This is a genomic window from Streptococcus mitis, from assembly GCF_000960025.1.
Lineage (GTDB): Bacteria > Bacillota > Bacilli > Lactobacillales > Streptococcaceae > Streptococcus > Streptococcus mitis_DH.
Genome location: NZ_JYGQ01000004.1, coordinates 41,524 through 64,692, shown reverse-complemented (window position 1 = coordinate 64,692; position 23,169 = coordinate 41,524). Strand labels below are relative to the sequence as shown.

Annotated in this window: 9 protein-coding genes and 1 pseudogene; all 10 read left to right on the top strand. The window is 39.2% G+C overall.

Going from position 1 to position 23,169, the window contains the following annotated elements; all coding sequences use genetic code 11:
- Window positions 1–134: 134 nt before the first annotated feature.
- The 10 genes and pseudogenes from brnQ (at window position 135) to TZ91_RS07100 (ending at window position 22,850) form a co-directional block, all read left to right on the top strand.
- The gene (gene brnQ, locus TZ91_RS07135; RefSeq protein ID WP_001074581.1) at window positions 135–1,460 is read left to right on the top strand and encodes a branched-chain amino acid transport system II carrier protein; all 1,326 of its coding nucleotides are present in this window, start codon (window positions 135–137) and stop codon (window positions 1,458–1,460) included.
- A gap of 97 nt (window positions 1,461–1,557) precedes the next feature.
- The gene (locus TZ91_RS07130; protein ID WP_033686521.1) at window positions 1,558–2,595 is read left to right on the top strand and encodes a M42 family metallopeptidase; all 1,038 of its coding nucleotides are present in this window, start codon (window positions 1,558–1,560) and stop codon (window positions 2,593–2,595) included.
- Between the two features lies 1 nt (window position 2,596).
- Window positions 2,597–3,067: an HIT family protein gene (locus TZ91_RS07125; protein WP_033686522.1), complete on the top strand. Its 471-nt coding sequence runs from the start codon at window positions 2,597–2,599 to the stop codon at window positions 3,065–3,067.
- 2 nt (window positions 3,068–3,069) lie between these two features.
- The gene (gene ldcB / locus TZ91_RS07120; protein WP_033686523.1) at window positions 3,070–3,786 is read left to right on the top strand and encodes an LD-carboxypeptidase LdcB/DacB; all 717 of its coding nucleotides are present in this window, start codon (window positions 3,070–3,072) and stop codon (window positions 3,784–3,786) included.
- Window positions 3,787–3,908: 122 nt separating this feature from the next.
- On the top strand, window positions 3,909–4,334 hold the full coding sequence (rplK, locus tag TZ91_RS07115; protein WP_001085806.1) for a 50S ribosomal protein L11: 426 nt from the start codon (window positions 3,909–3,911) through the stop codon (window positions 4,332–4,334).
- A gap of 97 nt (window positions 4,335–4,431) precedes the next feature.
- Window positions 4,432–5,121, top strand: coding sequence for a 50S ribosomal protein L1 (gene rplA / locus TZ91_RS07110; protein ID WP_001085675.1), 690 nt, complete (start codon window positions 4,432–4,434; stop codon window positions 5,119–5,121).
- A 545-nt stretch (window positions 5,122–5,666) separates the two neighbouring features.
- A complete protein-coding gene (locus TZ91_RS10855; RefSeq protein WP_407829556.1) occupies window positions 5,667–9,458 on the top strand; it encodes a YSIRK-type signal peptide-containing protein in 3,792 nt (1,263 codons plus the stop codon).
- A 35-nt stretch (window positions 9,459–9,493) separates the two neighbouring features.
- A pseudogene (locus TZ91_RS10850) lies at window positions 9,494–9,574 on the top strand (hypothetical protein); the annotation flags it as partial.
- The gene (locus TZ91_RS10845; RefSeq protein ID WP_407829558.1) at window positions 9,572–14,479 is read left to right on the top strand and encodes an LPXTG cell wall anchor domain-containing protein; all 4,908 of its coding nucleotides are present in this window, start codon (window positions 9,572–9,574) and stop codon (window positions 14,477–14,479) included. The pseudogene TZ91_RS10850 and the gene TZ91_RS10845, both read left to right, overlap by 3 nt.
- A gap of 598 nt (window positions 14,480–15,077) precedes the next feature.
- Window positions 15,078–22,850 (top strand): Ig-like domain-containing protein, encoded by a 7,773-nt coding sequence (locus TZ91_RS07100; protein ID WP_045597494.1) that lies wholly within the window; start codon window positions 15,078–15,080, stop codon window positions 22,848–22,850.
- Window positions 22,851–23,169 lie beyond the last annotated feature (319 nt).

Sequence of the window (23,169 nt, the reverse complement as noted above, 5' to 3'; positions counted from 1 at the left end):
AGGGGATTTTATTTTTAGATAATTCTCATTTTTAAGAATCTTGAAAACATTCAATATTTACTTCGTGAAGCTTTTTTCATACTCCTATTCATGATATACTAGGTCAGTATTTTATAAATATGAAGGAGATTTTCATGGCTAAAAAAGGTGCCCTAACAGGTTTACTCCTGTTTGGAATATTTTTTGGTGCGGGGAACTTGATTTTTCCGCCTTCTCTAGGTGCTCTATCTGGAGAACATTTTCTTCCTGCCATCGCAGGTTTTGTCTTTTCAGGTGTCGGTATCGCCGTCTTGACTCTTATTATTGGAACGCTAAATCCTAAAGGATATATCTACGAGATTTCAACAAAGATAGCGCCTTGGTTTGCGACTCTTTACCTCTCAGTTCTTTATTTGTCAATCGGTCCATTCTTTGCTATCCCACGTACTGCTACAACAGCTTACGAAGTAGGGATTAGCCCTCTTTTGTCGGATGCAAATAAAGGTCTTGGTTTGATTGTCTTTACTGTTCTGTATTTTGCAGCAGCCTATTTGATTTCGCTTAATCCATCAAAAATCTTAGACCGCATTGGACGTATTTTAACGCCAGTCTTTGCGATTTTGATTGTTATCTTGGTTGTTCTGGGAGCTTTCAAATACGGTGGAACAAGTCCTCAAGCTGCTTCAGCTGCTTATCAAGCTTCTGCCTTTGGTACAGGTTTCCTAGAAGGTTACAATACCTTGGACGCCCTTGCCTCAGTTGCCTTCAGTGTAATCGCAGTTCAAACCTTGAAACAACTTGGATTTTCAAGTAAGAAAGAATACATTTCAACTATTTGGGTGGTTGGTATCGTTGTAGCCCTTGCCTTCAGCGCTCTTTACATCGGGTTAGGTTTCCTTGGAAATCATTTCCCAGTACCAGCTGAGGCAATGAAGGGTGGAACACCAGGTGTTTACATCTTGTCACAAGCCACTCAAGAAATCTTTGGCTCAACAGCTCAACTCTTCCTTGCAGCTATGGTTACCGTAACCTGCTTCACAACAACAGTTGGTTTGATTGTGTCAACAGCTGAGTTCTTTAATGAGCGTTTCCCACAAATCAGCTATAAGGTTTATGCGACAGCCTTTACCTTGATTGGATTTGCTATTGCCAACTTGGGTCTTGATGCGATTATCAAGTACTCAATCCCTGTACTGGTTATCTTGTACCCAATCACGATTGCTATCGTTATGATTGTCATTGTCAACAAATTTGTTGCCCTTTCAAAACCAGGTATGCAGTTGACAATTGCTGTTGTTACAGCTATTGCTATTGCAAGCGTACTAGGAAGCTCGTTTAAGGTTGAGTTTCTTGCAAATCTTGTCAACGCTCTTCCTTTTGCTAAGGCATCACTCCCATGGTTGGTACCAGCCATTGTCGGAATCTTGCTCTCATTGGTTCTACCAAACAAGCAAGAAAGCGATGTTTTTGAAATGGAATAATCATTAAAATCACTTTTGTAGTCAAGTCTACAGGAGTGATTTTCTTTTTTTATCCGATGATAAATGTGTTATAATAGGTAGCAAAAGAGGTGAAGAAATGAATCAAACAGTAGAATATATCAAAGAACTGACAGCCATTGCGTCGCCAACGGGCTTCACTCGAGAGATTTCGGACTATTTAGTCAAGACTCTAGAAGGTTTTGGTTACCAGTCGGTTCGCACAGCTAAGGGCGGTGTCAATGTGACCATCAAAGGTCAAAATGATGAAGAGCATCGCTATGTGACTGCCCATGTGGATACGCTTGGTGCTATTGTTCGTGCTGTCAAACCGGACGGCCGTCTCAAAATGGACCGTATCGGTGGTTTTCCTTGGAACATGATTGAAGGTGAAAACTGTACCGTTCATGTGGCCAGCACAGGTCAAAAGGTATCAGGAACCATCCTCATTCACCAAACTTCTTGTCATGTCTACAAGGATGCAGGAACTGCAGAACGCACGCAAGACAATATGGAAGTGCGTTTGGACGCCAAAGTAACTAGTGAAAAAGAAACTCGTGCTCTTGGGATTGAGGTCGGTGATTTTATCAGTTTTGACCCCCGAACTGTCGTGACAGAGACAGGTTTTATCAAGTCTCGTCATTTGGACGATAAAGTCAGCGCAGCGATTTTGCTTAACCTGCTTCGTATTTATAGGGAAGAGAAGATTGAGTTGCCTGTAACAACCCATTTTGCTTTTTCAGTCTTTGAAGAAGTGGGCCATGGTGCTAATTCTAATATTCCTGCTCAGGTAGTCGAATATCTGGCTGTGGATATGGGAGCTATGGGAGATGACCAGCAAACAGACGAATATACAGTGTCTATCTGTGTCAAGGATGCTTCTGGGCCTTATCACTATGACTTCCGTCAACACTTGGTTGCTTTGGCTAAAGAACAAGATATTCCATTTAAGCTGGATATCTATCCATTTTATGGTTCGGACGCTTCAGCAGCTATGTCTGCAGGGGCAGAAGTCAAACACGCCCTTCTCGGTGCTGGTATCGAGTCTAGTCATTCTTATGAGCGTACTCATATTGACTCGGTGGTCGCAACAGAACGTATGGTTGATGCTTATCTTAAGAGCGCATTGGTAGACTAATATGTGTTTGATTTGCCAGAGAATTGAGCTCATCAAGAAGAGAGAAAATCCCTATTTTGTCAAAGAGTTGGAAACAGGCTATCTTGTGATTGGAGACCACCAGTATTTTGCAGGCTATAGTCTCTTTCTAGCCAAGGAACATGTCACCGAATTGCACCATTTGAAAAAGGAGACAAGACTCCATTTTCTAGAAGAAATGAGTGTGGTCCAAGAGGCGGTTGCTAAGGCCTTTGCTGCTGAGAAAATGAATATCGAACTGCTAGGAAATGGCGATGCCCATCTTCATTGGCATCTGTTTCCTAGACGAAGAGGTGATATGAATGGACACGGTCTCAAGGGACGTGGTCCAGTCTGGTGGGTTCCTTTTGAAGAAATGACAGCAGAAACCTGCCAAGCAAAACCGGATGAGATTAAAAGATTAGTCAAACGTTTATCGTTAGAAGTAGATAAACTATTAGAAATAAAGGAGTAGAAATGAAAAAAAGATACCTTATCTTGACAGCTTTGCTAGCCTTGAGTCTAGCAGCTTGTTCACAAGAAAAAGCAAAAAATGAAGATGGCTCAGTTAAGACAGAGCAAACAGCTAAAGCTGATGGAACAGTAGGAAGTAAGGCTCAAGGAGCTGCCCAGAAAAAAGCAGAAGTGGTTAACAAAGGAGACTACTACAGCATCCAAGGGAAATACGATGAAATCATCGTAGCCAATAAACACTACCCATTGTCAAAAGACTACAATCCAGGGGAAAATCCAACAGCCAAGGCAGAGTTGGTCAAACTTATCAAAGCAATGCAAGAGGCAGGTTTCCCGATTAGCGATCATTACAGTGGTTTTAGAAGTTATGAAACTCAGACCAAGCTCTATCAAGATTATGTCAACCAAGATGGGAAGGCGGCTGCCGACCGTTACTCTGCCCGTCCTGGCTATAGCGAACACCAGACAGGTTTGGCCTTTGATGTGATCAGCACAAATGGAGAATTGGTGACAGAAGAAAAAGCGGCTCAATGGCTCTTGGACCATGCAGCTGATTATGGCTTTGTTGTCCGTTATCTAAAAGGTAAAGAAAAAGAAACAGGCTATATGGCTGAAGAATGGCACCTTCGATATGTCGGAAAAGAAGCCAAAGAAATAGCTGCCAGTGGTCTCAGTTTGGAAGAATACTACGGCTTTGAAGGCGGAGATTACGTCGATTAAAAAATAAACTTTTCTCTTGCAATTCCAGATAAATAGTGTATAATAGATGAGTATGTGTAAAGCATACTTGTGGGAGGTAAAAATCTTTAATTACCGCCAAAACCACAAAGGAGGATTTAAAAATGGCTAAAAAAGTCGAAAAACTTGTAAAATTGCAAATCCCTGCTGGTAAAGCTACACCAGCTCCACCGGTTGGACCTGCTCTTGGTCAAGCTGGTATCAACATCATGGGATTCACAAAAGAGTTCAACGCTCGTACAGCTGACCAAGCTGGTATGATCATTCCAGTTGTTATCTCAGTTTACGAAGATAAATCATTTACTTTCATCACTAAAACACCACCGGCTGCTGTTCTTTTGAAAAAAGCTGCAGGTGTTGAAAAAGGATCAGGTACACCTAACAAAACTAAAGTTGCTACAGTTACTCGTGCACAAGTACAAGAAATTGCAGAAACTAAGATGCCAGATTTGAACGCAGCAAACATTGAGTCTGCAATGCGTATGATCGAAGGTACTGCTCGTTCTATGGGATTCACTGTTGTTGACTAATCAATAACACCCCCAATATAACCCGCAAGACTTCATCATTTCGAGAAGTGACGTGGGAGATGAAAATCGATTGAACCACTTACAAGGAGAATAGAAAATGGCTAAAAAAAGCAAACAACTTCGTGCTGCTCTTGAGAAAATCGACAGCACAAAAGCATACAGCGTAGAAGAAGCTGTAGCACTTGCAAAAGAAACTAACTTTGCAAAATTTGACGCAACTGTAGAAGTTGCTTACAACTTGAACATCGACGTTAAAAAAGCTGACCAACAAATCCGTGGAGCAATGGTATTGCCAAACGGTACTGGTAAAACTTCACGCGTTCTTGTTTTCGCACGTGGTGCAAAAGCTGAAGAAGCAAAAGCTGCTGGTGCAGACTTTGTTGGTGAAGATGACCTTGTTGCTAAAATCAACGACGGTTGGTTGGACTTCGACGTAGTTATCGCTACACCTGACATGATGGCTCTTGTTGGACGTCTTGGACGTGTCCTTGGACCACGTAACTTGATGCCAAACCCTAAAACTGGTACTGTAACAATGGATGTTGCTAAAGCAGTTGAAGAGTCTAAAGGTGGTAAAATCACTTACCGTGCTGACCGTGCAGGTAACGTTCAAGCAATCATCGGTAAAGTATCATTTGAAGCTGAAAAATTGGTTGAAAACTTCAAAGCTTTCAACGAAACAATCCAAAAAGCAAAACCAGCTACAGCTAAAGGAACTTACGTAACAAACTTGACTATCACAACTACTCAAGGTGTTGGTATCAAAGTTGACGTAAACTCACTTTAATCAGTAGTTTATATCAGAGAACGAGTACGAAAGTGCTCGTTTTTCGTTTTATTTCACTATACTTCATTATACAACCATCTCGGAAAACCTCAAAAGTTGGTAGAAAGTTTTGCAATCGTCTTTCTAAAGTTAAATGATAAAAGGAAAATATATATAAATGAGATAAAGTAATCGTTTTACAAAGTTAATTTTAAATAAATATACAAAAACACTGATACAAACTAACGAAGATTTAATTTTGAAAAGAGGCTAGTAAATATTCAGAAAATAGAAACAAAAGCGACAATTTTAAAAAGTTATGACTCTTATGAAATGCTGATAATTCAAGTAAAATGTTAACTAAAATTTACTTGAAAAAATTGTTATTTTTTAAAAAATTATAAATCAAATATCTTGTGTAATGGGCTGGGATATGATATTATTAAAATACATGTTAATTGTGAATTATATAAAATTTCCTCTCAATTATGTAAAAAAATTGCTGAGGGATTTTTTGGGAAATTTTTAACTAACATGATGAAAATAAAAGGAGGTTGTTAGTCTCGATGAAAGGCAAGCAACAACAAGATTTTAGAGTAGAAAAATACATCCGTTATGGGATTCGTAAATATAGCTTTGGAGCAGCATCCGTAGCGATTGCGGCTGGTTTGATGTTCCTTGGAAATGGAGCGGTATCTGCCTCAGAAACAACAGTCAATGGGAATACTCCAGATTCATCAGTAGTGGCGTCTAATCCAGAGAACGATGGAACTTCGGCTAAACCAGCAACTTCAGTAGCTGAAAAAGAAGTAAAAGCAGAAGAGTCTAAAAAGGTAGATACTCCAGTTCAAAAAGAAGCTGAAGTTAAGCAAGCAGCAGAAGAAAAAACAGTAGAGGCTCATAAAGCAACTGCTGAAAAAGCTGCTGAAAAGGTTGCTGCTAATAAAACGGCGCTCCATGAAGCGATTTCGAGCTTAGAAAACCGTATCGCTGCAGCTAAAAATGCAGATGCAAGTGCTATCTCTGCAGCAAAGGAAGTTTTAGCGACTGCAAAATCAGTTTTTGCCAACCCAACAGCTGAACAAGCAGAAGTAGATAGCCAAACAGAAGCTCTCAAGGCTTTAGTGACAGTTCTTGTAGAATCAAACGCTGCTGAAACTGCCAAGAAAGAAGAAGCAGCTAATCAAAAACAAGAAACTCCAGCTGTAGATACTAAGGTTTTGAGCCAAGTTGCATCTGAAGCAGAAGTTACCAGTCATTTAGCTTATTCAGAAATGGACAAAAAGGACCTTGCGTCTGAGGGTAAAGCTGTTATCGAAGCTGCAGTTGCTAAAAACCAAGCTGTCCTAGCAGAAACGAACAAACTCTTGGCAGATAAGAGCTTGACAAAAGAACAAGTGGATGCCCAATTGAACCGTTTGAACGAGTCAATTCAGGCAGTCTATGATGAATTGAAACGTAATGGTATTGGTCGCGATGGAAAATTCGCTGTAGCACTTTCAGCTAATGAAGGGTATACAGCTGCTTCTACAGAACTAAGAAAAGAAAATGGTGAATTTCTTGGTTCTACAGGTAAATCTTACAAAGAACTAGATGGTAACGCTAACTATAAAGTTTATGTTCATGGATATCAATCTGAGAACACTGATGTGCCTGCGGCTAATAGTGGACAAGCAGGGATAAGTGGTCGTACTGATATTCCTTTATCAAAAACAGAAGCTCAAAAACTTGGTCGTGAAGCAGAATTATGGAAAGGTAAAATTCGTGCTACAGGAAAAGCTAATGGGAAAACAACATGGGGAGCAGGAGGTGCTTATGAGTATCTAGCTACAGAAATCTATGGTTATACTTTTGAACAAGGAAATCATTATGTATATCTTACAGATGTAAAAAAACGTTTTAGTTTATCACCAGAGGCAACTGCAGCAGGATACACAATTGCAAAAGTTGAAGCGAGCAACTTACCTCCTGGATTAGCTTATAATCCAACTACAGATACTGTAGAAGGATATGTAGCATCTACTCTTCAAAACGGTGTATATGACATGCGTTATATCCTAACTGTAGAAAAAGACGGAGCTACTCAACAAGTTACTTTCAGAGACTTAACAGCTGGATGGATAGGATGGCAAGATTCATCTGCACCAGTTATTCAAGGAAAATCAAAATTAGTAACAATAGGCGACCAAGTCAATCATAATATTAAATATATTGATAACGATGGAATGACTCGTGATGAAAGAGCTGATTATGTATACACAAAAAGTGGAGAGAAAGTAGTTGCTGGTTCAAAAACTGCTTCTGGATACACAGGTGGAGCAACTTTCACTGCAGTTGATGGATCTAAAATAAAAACTGAGAACGGACCACAAACAGTCACAGCTCATACAGCCCTAAATGGTAATTATACGGGAAGTAAAACTTCGATAAATGATGTTGTACCAGGATTAAATTACGATCCAAAAACTGGAGATATCACTGGAACAGCAACAGAAGCTGGAATTTTCACAGCAGCTGTTTATGCAAAAGACTATAATAATACAACCAATGCGAAAAATCAGGATTGGAATATGTATGGTCAAGAAGCTCATGAAAATATTACAATTGCAGTAGCACCTAAAATTACTGTTAAGAACGTTGAAGCTTATGCAACAACTGTACCTGTGACAATTTCAAATGGAGCTAACAAAGCTGAAATTACAATGCCAGATGGAACAGTTACAAAACTTGTAGTTAAAGATGGTAACTGGACAGTTGCAGCAGGTACTACAAACACTGCGTTACAGGAAGGTGCGGTGTTAGGAGCGGCTTCAACAACAGGAGATTCAACTCTTAACTTATCAGTGACTCCAGAATCTACAAAATATGTTGGTGTCGATAACATTGTAACAAAAGCTACAACTGATAAGGTAAAAGCAAACATCCAACGTGAATTTGCGATGGTAACTGACGCGGCAGGTACTACACTTAGAGCGGAATTTAACCGTGCAACAGGTAAATATTCGTTACCTACTGAAAAAGCTTATGAACTAAAAGACAATGGTAATGGCACGTCAACGCTTATTGAACGTCGTGTTTATACAGATGCTCAAGCAAATGGTGATGTTAAGTTCGTTGTTTATGAATTTGAACGTACATGGAATACAACATCTTCGGCTTCAACCTTAGTGGATAAGATTGCTGAAATCCGTAAAAATGGTGAGGTAACAGCAGTAGGTAATGTTACACGTACAGAGACTCTAGTTAAAAAAGATAACACATCTTCAGAACAAGGAATGGTAGTTACAGTAAGCTATGACTCAGTAACAAACCAATGGAAATCTTCTGACGGTACAGCAGTAACAGCTAAACAATCAAATGCTGGTTGGGAAATTGAAACAGCATCAGGATTTAAAGGGTATGTAGCATACCGTGAAGCAAGCTCAACAGACGTAGCATCAATTCAAAATGCTAAACCAACAGGAACTTCAACAAGTTATTCAGAAGCAAAAGATGCATCAGTAGACTTAATTAAGTCAACTAAAGCAAATGTAGCATTCGAGGATACAATCGATGATAAAACATCAGCAACAGATTCTGATACTATTAAAACAAAAGTAACGGTAACAGCTCCAGATGGAAGCCAAAAAGTATTTGATGCGGCGAAAGCTGAAGAAACAGCTTATATTCAAGCACAACGTACAGCGGCAGCTAAAACTCAAGCGGCAGCAACGGCTGTAAAAGAACAACAAGAATCACAAAACGAATTAGCACGTCTTCAAGAACTATTAGATCGTTCAACAAGAACGGTAGAAGATGCTCAAGCAGCATTAGATAACTTGAAATTACGTACAATTTCTCCAACAGCTCAAGAATTAGCAGAAAGAAAACTTGCGCATGTCAAAGAGTTTAAAGCATCTATAGAAGCGCAATTAGCAACAGCTCAAGCAAATCTTGCAGCAAAAAATACAGAAGTAGAGTCAACACGTACGGCGGCTTTAGAAGCTGAAAAAGCGGTAGAAACAGCGCGTGAAGCATTGAAAACAGCTGCTGCAGCAAATCTAGCAAACCCAGAAATCGCAGCATATACATTAGGTCAATATGGAAGCTATAAAGTTACAGTAAGAGCAGTAGACTCAAACGGTGTTGTAACGACTCCAACTGTAGGTGGAACAGATTCAGGTGAAGTAACTGATGATGCAGTAGCAGAAACAACTTACTACATCGTAGTACCTAAACCAGAAATTTCTTCAGGAGCACAAGATACTCCACAAAGCGATACTATGGAAAAAGGATTCAAGACTGGTCTTCCTGAAAATTCTACTGTATCTGACTACAAACTAGTAGACCCAACAACAGGAGAGAAAAACCTTCTGTAACTACAGACGAAGGAACTTACACAGTAAATCCAACAACAGGAGAAGTAAGCTTCACGCCAGCTCAAGGATATGTAGGAACTGCTAAACCATTAACAGTAGCAGCTAATGTAACTATCCCAGGGGAAGATGGTAACCCTGTAACAGTAGAAGCATCAACTACATACACACCAACAGTATATGGTGTTAAAGGTAATGCTGATACAACTAAAGATATACAAGGGGCAGTCCAAACTTCTAAACCAGGAATCGAAAGATTCTCTAAACTAAATACTCCAGAAAATACACCAGATGGTACAAATGTTGATTTAACTACAGCTAAGTACTCACTAGAAGGTGCTGATAATGAAGGTAAAGTTGTTGTGCCTAATGAAGGAACGTACAAAATTGATCCAACAACAGGTGTAGTAACATTTACTCCACTTCCAACATTTACAGGAACAGCTCAAGGTGTAGATGTAAAAGTAACAGCTAATGCAACTGATAAAGAAGGAGCTACTGTAGAAGTAACAGCAACTGGAAAGTACACTCCAGTAGTTGAACCTGCATCTCCAACAGCAGAAGCGGCAACATCAACAGATGTACAAGGTGCAACTCAAGAGCATCCTGTAACATTCAACGATTCGAAAACAACAATCGATGGTGTTGAGAAAAAAGTACCAATTGATCCAACAACATACACATTATTAGATGAAAATGGACAACCAGCTACAGAAGTACCAGCTAAAGACGCTACAGGAAAAGTAGTAGGTACTTACACTGTTAAGAATGTAGATGGAAAAGCAGTTGCAGTGTTTACACCAACTGATAAAACATATGTAGGTAAAGTAGAACCAGTAACAGTTCAAGCCAAAGATAAAAACGGAACACCTGTAACAACTACTTATACACCGAACATTACACCTGTAACACCAACAGGAACACCGACAACTTCTGAAGGAATCCAAGGTTCACCTCAAGAAGGAACTCCAACATTTACACAAGGTAACCCAGTGGCTCCAATTAAAATTGATGAGACACAACCTGCTAAATTAGTAGATCCAACAACAGGTAAACCAACAGATGAACCAACAATTCCAGCTAAAGATGCAACAGGAAAACAAGTTGGTACATACACAATTGATCCAACAACAGGAAAAGTAACCTTCACACCGAATAAAGACTTCGTAGGTACACCAGTACCAGCAACAGTAGAAGTAAAAGATGCGAATGGAACACCAGCAACAGCGACTTATACACCAACTGTTAAACCAGTGACTCCAATCGGTAAAGTGGCATTCACAGAAGATATTCAAGGTGCAACTCAAAGCGGTAAACCAGCCTTTGAAGGTGGTAAAACAACTGTTAATGGTAAAGAAGAAACTGTACCAATGGACGACACTGTACCTGCAACATTTGAAGACGGTTCAACTACAAAAGTAGTACCAAACGAAGGTACTTACACAGTAGCTCCAGATGGCACAGTAACATTCGTACCAGAGAAAACATTCTCAGGTAAAGGTACGACTTTAACAGTTATCCGTAAAGACAAAAACGGAACACCAGCTCGTGGAGAATACACAGCGGTCGTTCACCCAGTCACACCTACAGGATGGGATGTCATCTCTGCAGATATCCAAGGTCAAGAACAACACGGAAAACCTAAGTTCAAAGGTGGAACAGTAGAAATCGGTGGAGAAGAGAAAACTGTAGAGATCGATGAAAATGTAGCACCAGTCGTACTTGACCCAGCTACTAAACAACCAGTAGCAGTTGGAACTCCAATTACTGTTAAAGGAGAAGGAGTATATACGCTTCAACCAGATGGAACAGTGAAATTCGATCCAGAGAAAACATTCGTTGGTGAAGCTAAAGGGGTAATCGTTCAACGTGTTGATAAACTTGGACAACCAGCTATTGGTAAATATCGTCCAATCGTTATCGGAGCTAAACCGAAAGCACAACCAGCTACATCACAAGATGTTCAAGGTCAAGTTCAAAAACAACCTGTTACATTCATCGATAGTGTGGTAGATAAAACGACTGTACCTGATATCGATCACCCAGATGTAAAAGTAGCAGAACAAAAAACTGTACCGATTGATCCAGCAACGTATACATTATTAGATGAAAATGGACAACCAGCTACGAAAGTTCCTGCCAAAGATCCAGAAGGCAATGTAATCGGGGAATACACTCTTGAAGTAGTAGATGGAAAAGCTATCGGAGTCTTAACTCCAAATGCAACTTACCACGGTAAAGTACAACCAGTTAAAGTTCGTGCAGCGGATGAAAATGGAATCACAGTAGAAACTACTTATACACCATATATTACGCCGGTAACACCAACAGCAACTCCAGCAACTTCAGAAGGAATCCAAGGTAAATCACAAGAAGGTACACCTACATTCAAAGAAGGTGACAAAAAAGTACCGATTAACACTGAAAAAGCACCAAAACTAGTAGATCCAACAACAGGTAAACCAACAGAAGAAAAATCTGTAAAAGTACCAGGAGAAGGAACATACGAAATTGCTGAAAATGGAAAAGTAACATTTACACCAGAACCAAACTTCACTGGTGAAGCTAAAGGAATTGAAGTTCAACGTGAAGATAAAAATGGTACGCCAGTAAATGGTAAATACACTCCATTCGTTAAACCAGTAACACCAAAAGGTGATGAAAAAGAAACACAAGATATTCAAGGAGCACCACAAAAAGCTACTCCAACATTCACAGGTGGTAAAACTACTGTTAACGGTAAAGAAGAAACAGTCGAAATTGATACTACAAAACCAGCTAAATTGGTAGATCCAACAACAGGTAAACCAACAGATGAAACAACTGTAAAAGTACCGAACGAAGGAACATACACAATTGATCCGAAAACTGGAGAAGTAACATTCACACCAGAACCAAACTTCACAGGTAAAACTTCTGGAATTAAAGTTCAACGTGTGGATAAAAACGGAACACCAGCAACAGCAACTTACACTCCAACTGTTGTGCCAGTAACACCAACAGGTGAAGAAAAAACTACTGTAGGTATCCAAGGATCAACGCAAAAAGCAACTCCAAACTTCACACCAGGTAAAACAACTGTTAATGGAATAGAAAAAACAGTAGAAATCGATACTGAAAAACCAGCGAAATTCGTAGATCCAGAAACTGGAAAACCAACAGATAATACTACTATTAAAGTACCGAACGAAGGAACATACACAATCGATCCGAAATCTGGAGAAGTAACATTCACACCAGAACCAAACTTCACAGGACGCGGAACAGGTGTAACAGTTCAACGTGTTGATAAAAACGGAACACCAGCTGAATCAACTTACACACCAACAGTAGTAGGAGTAACACCAAAAGGTAAAGAAGCTAAATCTAAAGACCTACAAGGTGAAACTCAAACAGGAAAACCAACATTCACAGGTGGAAAAACAACTGTAAATGGTAAAGAAGAAACAGTAGAAATCGATAACGATAAACCAGCAACATTCGAAGACGGTTCAACTAGAAAAGAAGTACCAGGAGAAGGTGTATACACTGTAGCACCAGATGGAACTGTAACATTCGTACCAGAACCTAAATTCACAGGTGTAGCAACAGGAGTAACTGTAAAACGTGTTGACAAAAATGGAACACCAGTAACAGCCAAATATACACCAACTGTTATTCCAGTATCACCATCTGGAGAAGATGTAACATCAGTTGGACCTAAGAACACACCTCAAGAAGGAACACCAATCTTCAAAGGTGGATCAGAAACTGTGAATGGTAAGAAGAAAACAGTAGAAATCGATAACGATGTACCAGCGACATTCGAAGACGGTTCAACTACAAAAGTCGTACCAGGAGAAGGAACTTACACTGTCGATAAAGACGGTAAAGTAACATTCACTCCAGAAAAAGACTTCGTAGGTGTAACAAAAGGTGTAACTGTTAAACGTGTTGACAAAAATGGAACACCAGTAACAGCGAAATACACACCAACAGTTTTAGGAGAAACATCAACGAAAGATGTAGAATCTGAAGGGCCAAAAGGTAAACCTCAATCAAATACTCCAGTATTCGAAGGGGATATCGATAAAGATGTACCACCAACATTCGAAGATGGTTCAACTACAAAAGTAGTACCAGGTCAAGGAACTTACACTATTGATCCAAATGGAAAAGTAACCTTCACTCCAGAACCAGAATTCGTAGGTACAGCAAACAGCGTAACAGTTGTAAGAAAAGATAAAAATGGTAAAACAATTTTTGCATCTTACACACCAACTGTTCGCCCAGAAACAATCTTTAGAGATAAAGAAGGAAAAGAAATTCCAGGATATCCAAGCGAGGATGGAACAACTCCTAAGAAAGATATTCCAGGATATAGATTTGTAGAAACTATTACAGATAACGATGGAAATACAACACACATCTACGAAAAAGTTAAAACTTCATTCAAAGATAAAGAAGGAAAAGAAATTCCTAACTATCCAAGTGAAGATGGCGAACAACCTAAGAAAGATATTCCAGGCTACCGCTTCGTAGAGACTAAGAAACTTCCAAATGGCGATGTAGAACACGTTTATGAGAAAGTTTCAACACCACTTATTCCTCAAACAGAGCCAGGCAAGCAAAACACAACTACTTGGACTGATGAGAATGGAAATCCATTGAAACCAACGGAACCTGGTTCTAAAGAACCAGGAACCATTCCAGGTTACGAATATGTGAAGACTGTGACAGATCCAAATGGAAATATCAGACATATCTTCAAGAAAGTTGAGATGCCAACTCCAAGACCAGTTGAACCAAGTCAACCAGTTCAGCCAGTTTCTCCACAAGAGCCAACAAGCCCTGAGAAACCAGTAGCTCCAGACATGCCAGTAGTACCTGAGCAACCAAAACAACCAGCAACACCTAAATATGTTGAAGGTCAAAAAGAGTTGCCAAATACTGGTACAGAAGACAATGCTAGCCTTGCAGCACTTGGACTTCTCGGAGTCTTGAGTGGATTCGGTCTTGTAGCTCGCAAGAAGAAAGAAGATTAAGCTAACTAATTTGTAATTAGTTAATCTAATCCACATCAAAAAGAAAACCGATGATTTATTTCATCGGTTTTTTAGCTCTTAGCAAACTTTAAATGAGAATTTTTAACAGCTAAATCAGAAATTCTAAATGAATTTAGCTGAGATTGGCATTCAATATACTTTTAAATATCAAAATACAGATGATAAAAGATTTATAAAAAAAATCAAACGGATTTAATTAATAAATATACAAAAAATAATATATATAGAAATGAATTTTAATCCAAAACAATATACATTTATACATAGAAAGCGAATTCAAGAATATGTTGAAATGTCAAAAAATAGTAGAAAAAGTTAAAAAATGTAGATTTTTTTATATAATTCAGACAATTTCCACTACTTTTTAGAGAATGACATAGATAAAAATTGAAATTTTCATGTTATTTTCAAGCAAATAAATTGAATATTACTAGATAGTGTGATAGAATGAATATACATGTTTCGGAAGAAAAGTAGTATATAGAGAAATTCCTTTGTTTGTGAATGAAATGAAGGGGTTTTAATTTTTACTATATCTATAAACATGATATAAAACAAAAGGAGGTTGTTAGTCTCAATGAAAGGCAAACAACAACAAGATTTTAGAACAGAAAAGTACATTCGTTACGGTATTCGTAAATATAGCTTTGGAGCAGCATCAGTAGCTATTGCAGCTGGTTTAATGTTCCTTGGAAATGGTGCAGTATCAGCGACTGAAGTGCAATCAGCTGAAACAGCTATCTCAACAGTTGCTCCTAGTCAAGATGATAAGGAACAGCCTGAGGCTAAAGTTGAAACAGTTGAAACAGTAGAAACTGCAAAATCAGAAACTGAAAAAGCTACAGAAGTGAAACCTGAAGTTAAAGTAGCAAATAAAGCTACACTTGAAGCTAAAGTTGTTGCTTTAGAATCAAAACTTTCTAACGCTAAATACGCAGACGCTTCAGTAGTAAGTTCAGCTAAGGACGTATTGGCAACAGCTAAAGCAACTCTTGCAAAAGCAGAAGTTAGTCAAGTAGAAGTAGACAAACAAGTTGAAACTGTTGTAGCTTTGAGTACAGTAGTGGCTGAGTCTGATGCGGCTGGCTTAGAAAAGAAAGAAGCAGCTGATAAGGAAGCAGCAAAAGCTGAAGCAGAAAAAACAGCTACTCTCGCTGAAAAGGCTCTTTCAGTCGCAACAACAACTCTTACACAAGTATCATCAGAAGCTGAAGTAACTAACAAATTGGCTGAGACTGAACTTGCTAAGGCTGACGTCAAAAAAGAAAATAAAGCAGCAGTTACAGCAGCGGTCGCTAAAAACCAAGCAGTTCTTGCTGAAACAAAGGCTCTTCTTGCTGATAAGAGTGTCACGAAAGAGCAAGTAGATGCTCAATTGGAACGCCTTAACGAATCAATCCTTGCAGTTTACAACGAGTTGAAAAACGCTGGAATCAACCGTGATGGCAAGTTCTCATATGTATTAGCTGATATAGCTGAAACTGTAACAGAACCACCTCTTTCAGAAGAAGAACAAGCAAATCACTGGAAGAAGTATGCAGATAAAAACACAGAGCGTTTGACTAAACAAATCAAATGGTTCGATATTGCTAACAGTAAAGCAACAGTAGAAAATCTTGGTGAAGGTGATAGACTTAAAGTAGGAACAAAATTCACACAAGAAATTTCACCTGGATATGTTGTAACCTTAACAGTTACTAAGTTGGCACCATTTAACTCTACTGATGAGTATAAAAAACGTGGTGGAGCAGGATACGATGCTAATGCACAAAACGTATATAAAGATGGAACACCAGCAGAATTAAAAGTAGTAACTCAAGGAGGATATTCTGTTGCTAAAACAAATGGAATGGATACACGAGGTAAAACAGTTATTCAATCTGTAGTTGATGGAGCTAACGTAGGGGTGGAATTCTCTGTTAAATCAACTTTAAACGGGAAAGAAGTACCTTCAAACGTTGTATTCTTAACAGGGGAAGAAGCTGGTTCATCTGAAGTTGAAATCTATAAAACAGATGGAGATGGATTTGAATTAGTAACTGAATTATCAAACACAACACCGCAATATAGTACTGCTCGTTCGTATATTGGAGAAATATATGAAAGGAGAACAGTAGATACTGCTGGTCACGGACAAAATAGAGTGGATGGACAATTAGGTATTTCTTATACGCTTGAAGGAAGTGATAAACCAGCTTTCGCTCCATTCTTAGCTGACAAAGGTGCAGGATTCTTCAATACAACAGTTACATCAGATACAGTAATTACAGCAACGGCAAAAGATGGAACTATTCATGCAGATGGATTAGGAACACAAGTTTTTGGACCGGTATCAACTCACCGTGAATCAGGATTCTCTACACCATTAGTAATGACGCGTAATGCTAAAAACATTGGGATGTACATTTTATCTGCAGGTCAACAAGGGTCAATGCTTGGATTCATGGTTTTAGATGAAGGGGATGCTCCTGCATCATATGGTCGTGTAGCCCATTCTATTTCTAAATCTGATGGACAAAAGCAACCATACCTAGGATCTGTTCCAGCTGACGTTGACGTTCGTACAACTCCAATTAACAAAACAAATGCGTTTGTATACGATGATATCAATGGTATCGGTGCTGCGGATGAAGGCGCTCGTCAATTGATGGGTGATGATGTTGCTCCAAATGATAACTATAAGTTGAAAAAAGTTAACGATGGAACTTACTCAATGACCTTCGATGCCCACCTAGACGGAGAAGCTAAAGCTTACGTTAACGGTTGGATTGACTTTAATAACAATGGTAAATTCGATGAAGGCGAAGGTGCAGGTGTAACAGAAGTTACACAGGATGGAAAAGTAACACTTACTTGGACAAATGACTACCAAAACGTAGATACAAGTGTTACTAAGTTAGCTACTCGTTTGCGTATTGCATACGATAAAGCTGACGTTAAGGAAGCTACTGGTATTGCCTACTCAGGTGAGGTAGAAGACTTCCAAATTCAACAAACAGTCCCACCTCGTGGAACTAAGAGAGAAACAACAGATGTACAAGGTGCAACTCAAACATCTACTGTAGCATTTAACGCTTACGGTCAAAAGAACTATGATTTTGATAAAGACAATGCTATTGATACGACAGTTAAATCACAAATCGTTAAACCAGATGGTACATTAGTAACAGATGCGGACTTGGTAGATGGATACTATGTAGTACCAGGGCAAGGTAAATACAAGATTACTGATAACGGTGCAAATGTAGATGTAGAATTTATCCCAGAAGCAAACTTTGTAGGTACAGCAGATGGTATCACAATCCGTCGTACAGACATTAATGGTAACACTACTGGTTGGGGTAATGAAGGACGTCAAATCGTTGGTGGCGAAGGAGATGCTAAAGACCAACTAGAACTAGTAAGTGAACAAGTCCAATTGGATGGTCTTACTGTTAAAGGATCTATGGATGGTCGTTACATTCCAACAGTAACTCCAAAAGAAATTGTTGGAACTCCAGAAGAATCAACAGATATCCAAGGTAAACCACAAACGAAAACACCTAAATTCTCAATCGACGTAGATAAAGATGGTGATGGAACTGCACCAGATGCAGTAACACCAAGTGCACAATACCCAGCTAAATTGGTAGATCCAGCGACTGGAAAACCAACAGATGAAACAACTGTAACTGTCAAAGGTGAAGGAACTTATACAATTGATCCAACAACTGGAGCGGTAACATTTACGCCAGAACCACAATTTACAGGAACTGCTAAAGGTATTGATGTATCATTAACAGCACCAGTAGGTCAAGACAAAAATGGTCAACCAGCAACAGCAACAGCTACTGCTAAGTACACACCAACTGTAACAGGAGTAACCCCAACGGCAGAACCATCTACTTCAACAGGTATTCAAGGTGAAACACAAAAAGGAATACCTACATTCACAGCAGGAAATACAGAAGTTCCTATTAAAGAAAACTCTGTTAAACTTCTCAATGCAGATGGAACAGAAGCAACTGGCCCAGTTGATGCTTTAGATGAAAAAGGAAATAAAGTTGGGGAATACACTGTAAACCCAGCAACAGGTGAAGTGACATTCACACCAACTGACAAAACTTACACTGGTAAAGTTGTACCTGCTAAGGTTCAAGCAGAAGATAAGAACGGAACAAAAGTTTCAACTACTTACACTCCAAACATCGTAGGCGTAACCCCAACAGCAACTCCAGATGAATCAACAGGAGTTCAAGGTGAAACGCAAGAAGGAACAGTTTCATTTGCACCAGGCGAAACAACAATTGGTGGTGAGAAGAAATCAGTTCCAATCAAAGCAAACTCAGCTAAATTGTTGAATGCAGATGGCTCAGAAGCAACTGGTCCAGTTGATGCATTGGATGAAAAAGGTAACAAGGTTGGAGAATACACAATTGACCCAGCTACTAACAAAGTAACCTTCACGCCAACTGATAAGACTTATGTTGGTAAAGTTCAACCAGCTAAAGTTCAAGCTGAAGATGAAAATGGAACAAAAGTACAAACTACTTACACACCAACAATCGTAGGCGTAACGCCAACAGCAGACCCAGCTGAAACAACAGATGTACAAGGTGTTGAACAATCTAAAGAAGTAACATTCAAACCTGGCAAAGCAACTGTTAACGGTGTTGAAAAAGAAGTACCACTTAAAACTGATTCATTTACATTATTAGATGAAAATGGACAACCAGCTACATCAGTACCAGCTAAAAACCCAGCGGGAGACGTTATCGGTACTTACACACTTAAAGTTGTAGACGGTAAAGCAACTGCAGTATTTACACCAACTGATAAAACATATGCAGGAGAAGTTGAACCAGTTACTATCCAAGCTAAAGATACAAATGGAACTCCAGTAACGACAACTTATACTCCAAACATCACTCCGGTAGAACCAACAGGAACACCAACAACATCTGAAGGTGCACAAGGACAAACTCAAGAAGGAACTCCAACATTCACTCAAGGTAACGATAAAGTTCCTATGAAGATTGATAATGAGCAACCAGCGAAATTGATTGATCCAGCTACTGGAAACCCAACTGATGAAACAACAATTCCGGCAAAAGATGCTAAAGGAAACACAGTTGGTACATACACTATCGAACCAACAACAGGTAAAGTAACATTCACACCAAACAAAGACTTTGTAGGTACTCCAGTACCAGCGACAGTTCAAGCGAAAGATGCGAATGGAACACCAACAACAGCTACATATACCCCAACAGTAACACCAGTAGTTCCAACAGCAGAACCAGCTGAAACAACAGACATCCAAGGTAAAGAACAAACTGGCAAACCAACCTTCACACCAGGGGCTGATGAAGTACCAATGGATGATGATACTCCAGCGACATTCGAAGATGGTTCAAAAGAAAAAGTAATTCCAGGCGAAGGAACATACACAGTTGCACCAGATGGAACAGTAATCTTCACACCAGAGAAGAACTTCACAGGCAAAGGAACAGGCGTAACCGTTAAACGTGTAGATAAGAATGGTACACCAGTAACAGCTACATACACCCCAACAGTAACACCTGTAACACCAACAGCAGACCCAGCTGAAACAACAGACATCCAAGGTAAAGAACAAACTGGTAAACCAACCTTCACACCAGGTAATCCAAATGTACCAATGGATGATGATACTCCAGCAACCTTCGAAGATGGATCAAAAGAAAAAGTAATTCCAGGCGAAGGAACATACACAGTTGCACCAGATGGCACAGTAACCTTCACCCCAGAGAAGAACTTCACAGGTAAAGGAACAGGTGTAACCGTTAAACGTGTAGATAAGAATGGTACACCAGTAACAGCTAAATACACACCAACAGTAGCACCAGTAACACCAACAGGAACAGACGCTATAACAGAAGATGTTCAAGGTTCAACTCAAACAGGTAAACCAACATTTGAAGGTGGAAAAGTAACAGTCAAAGGTGAAGAAAAAACTGTAGAAATCGATGAAGATAAACCAGCTAAATTGGTAGATCCAAAAACAGGAAATCCAGTTGATTCAGTAACCATCGAAGGCGAAGGAACATACACAGTAGCTCCTGATGGAACAGTTACCTTTACACCAGAGAAGAACTTCACAGGTAAGGGAACTGGTGTCACAGTTCAACGCGAAGATAAGAACGGCACACCAGTCACAGCTAAGTACACACCAGTTGTGAAACCAGCAACACCAACAAGTTCAGATGTAATCACTACAAATGTTCAAGGTGCTACTCAATCAGGAACACCAACATTTGAAGGTGGAAAAGTAACAGTTAACGGTGAAGAAAAAACTGTAGAAATCGACAAAACTGTAAAACCAACATTTGACGATGGTACAACTGAGAAGAAAGTACCAGGCGAAGGAACTTACACAATCGACGAGAACGGTAAAGTAACCTTCACGCCAGAGAAAACATTCACTGGTCAAGCAACAGGTGTAACAGTTAAACGTGTTGACAAAAATGGAACACCAGTCACAGCTAAGTACACCCCTGTAGTCGTTCCGGTAACACCAACTTCAAAAGACACTGAATCAGAAGGTCCTAAAGGACAACCTCAATCAGGAACACCAACATTTGAAGGTGGAAAAGTTACAATCAACGGTAAGGAAGTTCCAGTTGAAATCGATGAAACAGTTAAACCAACATTTGACGATGGAACAACTGAGAAAAAAGTACCAGGCGAAGGAACATACACTATCGATGAAAACGGTAAAGTAACCTTCACACCAGAACCTGACTTCGTAGGTAAAGCAACAGGCGTAACCGTTAAACGTGTAGATAAGAATGGTACACCAGTAACAGCTACTTACACTCCAACAGTTCGTCCTGATACTTCATTCGTTGATAAAGATGGTAACCCACTTTCACCAACAGAAGATGGAACTAAACCAACTAAAGATATCCCAGGATACAAGATTGTTAAAACTGAAGTAGACGAAAAAGGAAATACAAAACACATTTACGAAAAAGTTAAGACATCATTCAAGGATAAAGAAGGAAATGAGATTCCAGGAAATCCAAGTGAAGATGGCGAGCAACCTAAGAAAGATATTCCAGGTTACCGCTTCGTAGAAACTAAGAAACTTCCAAATGGAGATACAGAGCACGTCTATGAAAAAGTTAAGACATCATTCAAGGATAAAGAAGGAAATGAGATTCCAGGAAATCCAAGTGAAGATGGCGAGCAACCTAAGAAAGATATTCCAGGTTACCGCTTCGTAGAAACTAAGAAACTTCCAAATGGAGATACAGAGCACGTCTACGAGAAAGTTAAGACATCATTCAAGGATAAAGAAGGAAATGAGATTCCAGGAAATCCAAGTGAAGATGGCGACCAACCTAAGAAAGATATTCCAGGTTACCGCTTCGTAGAAACTAAGAAACTTCCAGATGGCGATACAGAGCACGTCTACGAAAAAGTTAAGACATCATTCAAGGATAAAGAAGGAAACGAGATTCCAGGAAATCCAAGTGAAGATGGCGACCAACCTAAGAAAGATATTCCAGGTTACCGCTTCGTAGAGACTAAGAAACTTCCAAATGGAGATACAGAACACGTCTACGAAAAAGTTAAGACATCATTCAAGGATAAAGAAGGAAATGAGATTCCAGGAAATCCAAGTGAAGATGGCGACCAACCTAAGAAAGATATTCCAGGTTACCGCTTCGTAGAGACTAAGAAACTTCCAAATGGAGATACAGAACACGTCTACGAAAAAGTTAAGACATCATTCAAGGATAAAGAAGGAAATGAGATTCCAAACTATCCAACAGAAGACGGCGAACAACCTAAGAAAGATATTCCAGGCTACCGCTTCGTAGAGACTAAGAAACTTCCAAATGGCGATATCGAGCACGTATACGAGAAGATTTCAACTCCACTTATTCCTCAAACAGAGCCATATAGTCCAACACCAACACCAGTTACAGAAAAAGTTTTAACAACTTATGTAGATGAAAATGGTGAATTGATTATTCCAGATGAAAATGGATCACATCCAGGTAAGTCATTAGAAGGTTATGAGTTAGTACGTACAGAAACAGATGATAATGGAAATGTTCGTAATGTTTACCGTAAGATCCAATCTCAAAAACCAGTACAACCAGTTGAACCGGCTACTCCAGCAATGCCTGAACAGCCAGCTAAACCTCAAGTACCGGCTACTCCAGCACAACCAGTACAAGCAACAGCAGTGAAAGAAGCTGAAGCTAAGCGTGAATTGCCAAATACTGGTACAGAAGACAATGCTCGCCTTGCAGCACTTGGACTTCTCGGAGTATTGAGTGGATTTGGTCTTGTATCTCGCAAGAAGAAAGAAGATTAAGCTTTCTAATTGATATGATTAATTTGCAATGAACATATCTCCTTAAAACTGATGAATCGAATGATTCATCAGTTTTTTTGTTTATAGAAAGTGGTTTCTGAAAAATATAGTGTGATTTGTATAAGTAGATAAATTTAAAGAGTAGATTTATTAAAAAATAAATTATCGATTTTATTGATTTTAAATAAAGGATATGGTATCATCAAGTTGTATGCTGGATACGTTTTTGTGAGATAAAAAACATGTACATATTTACCATAATATAATGTTTTTGTATCAATGATATTGAAAGCAAAATAAAAATAAGGAGGTTGTGAGT

Excerpts from the sequence above, each read along its gene's own strand:
- TZ91_RS07130 (WP_033686521.1), top strand. The coding sequence starts at position 1,558 with ATGAATCAAACAGTAGAATATATCAAAGAACTGACAGCCATTGCGTCG.
- ldcB (WP_033686523.1), top strand. The coding sequence starts at position 3,070 with ATGAAAAAAAGATACCTTATCTTGACAGCTTTGCTAGCCTTGAGTCTA.
- TZ91_RS07100 (WP_045597494.1), top strand. The coding sequence starts at position 15,078 with ATGAAAGGCAAACAACAACAAGATTTTAGAACAGAAAAGTACATTCGT.
- rplK (WP_001085806.1), top strand. The coding sequence starts at position 3,909 with ATGGCTAAAAAAGTCGAAAAACTTGTAAAATTGCAAATCCCTGCTGGT.
- brnQ (WP_001074581.1), top strand. The coding sequence starts at position 135 with ATGGCTAAAAAAGGTGCCCTAACAGGTTTACTCCTGTTTGGAATATTT.
- TZ91_RS10855 (WP_407829556.1), top strand. The coding sequence starts at position 5,667 with ATGAAAGGCAAGCAACAACAAGATTTTAGAGTAGAAAAATACATCCGT.
- TZ91_RS07125 (WP_033686522.1), top strand. The coding sequence starts at position 2,597 with ATGTGTTTGATTTGCCAGAGAATTGAGCTCATCAAGAAGAGAGAAAAT.
- rplA (WP_001085675.1), top strand. The coding sequence starts at position 4,432 with ATGGCTAAAAAAAGCAAACAACTTCGTGCTGCTCTTGAGAAAATCGAC.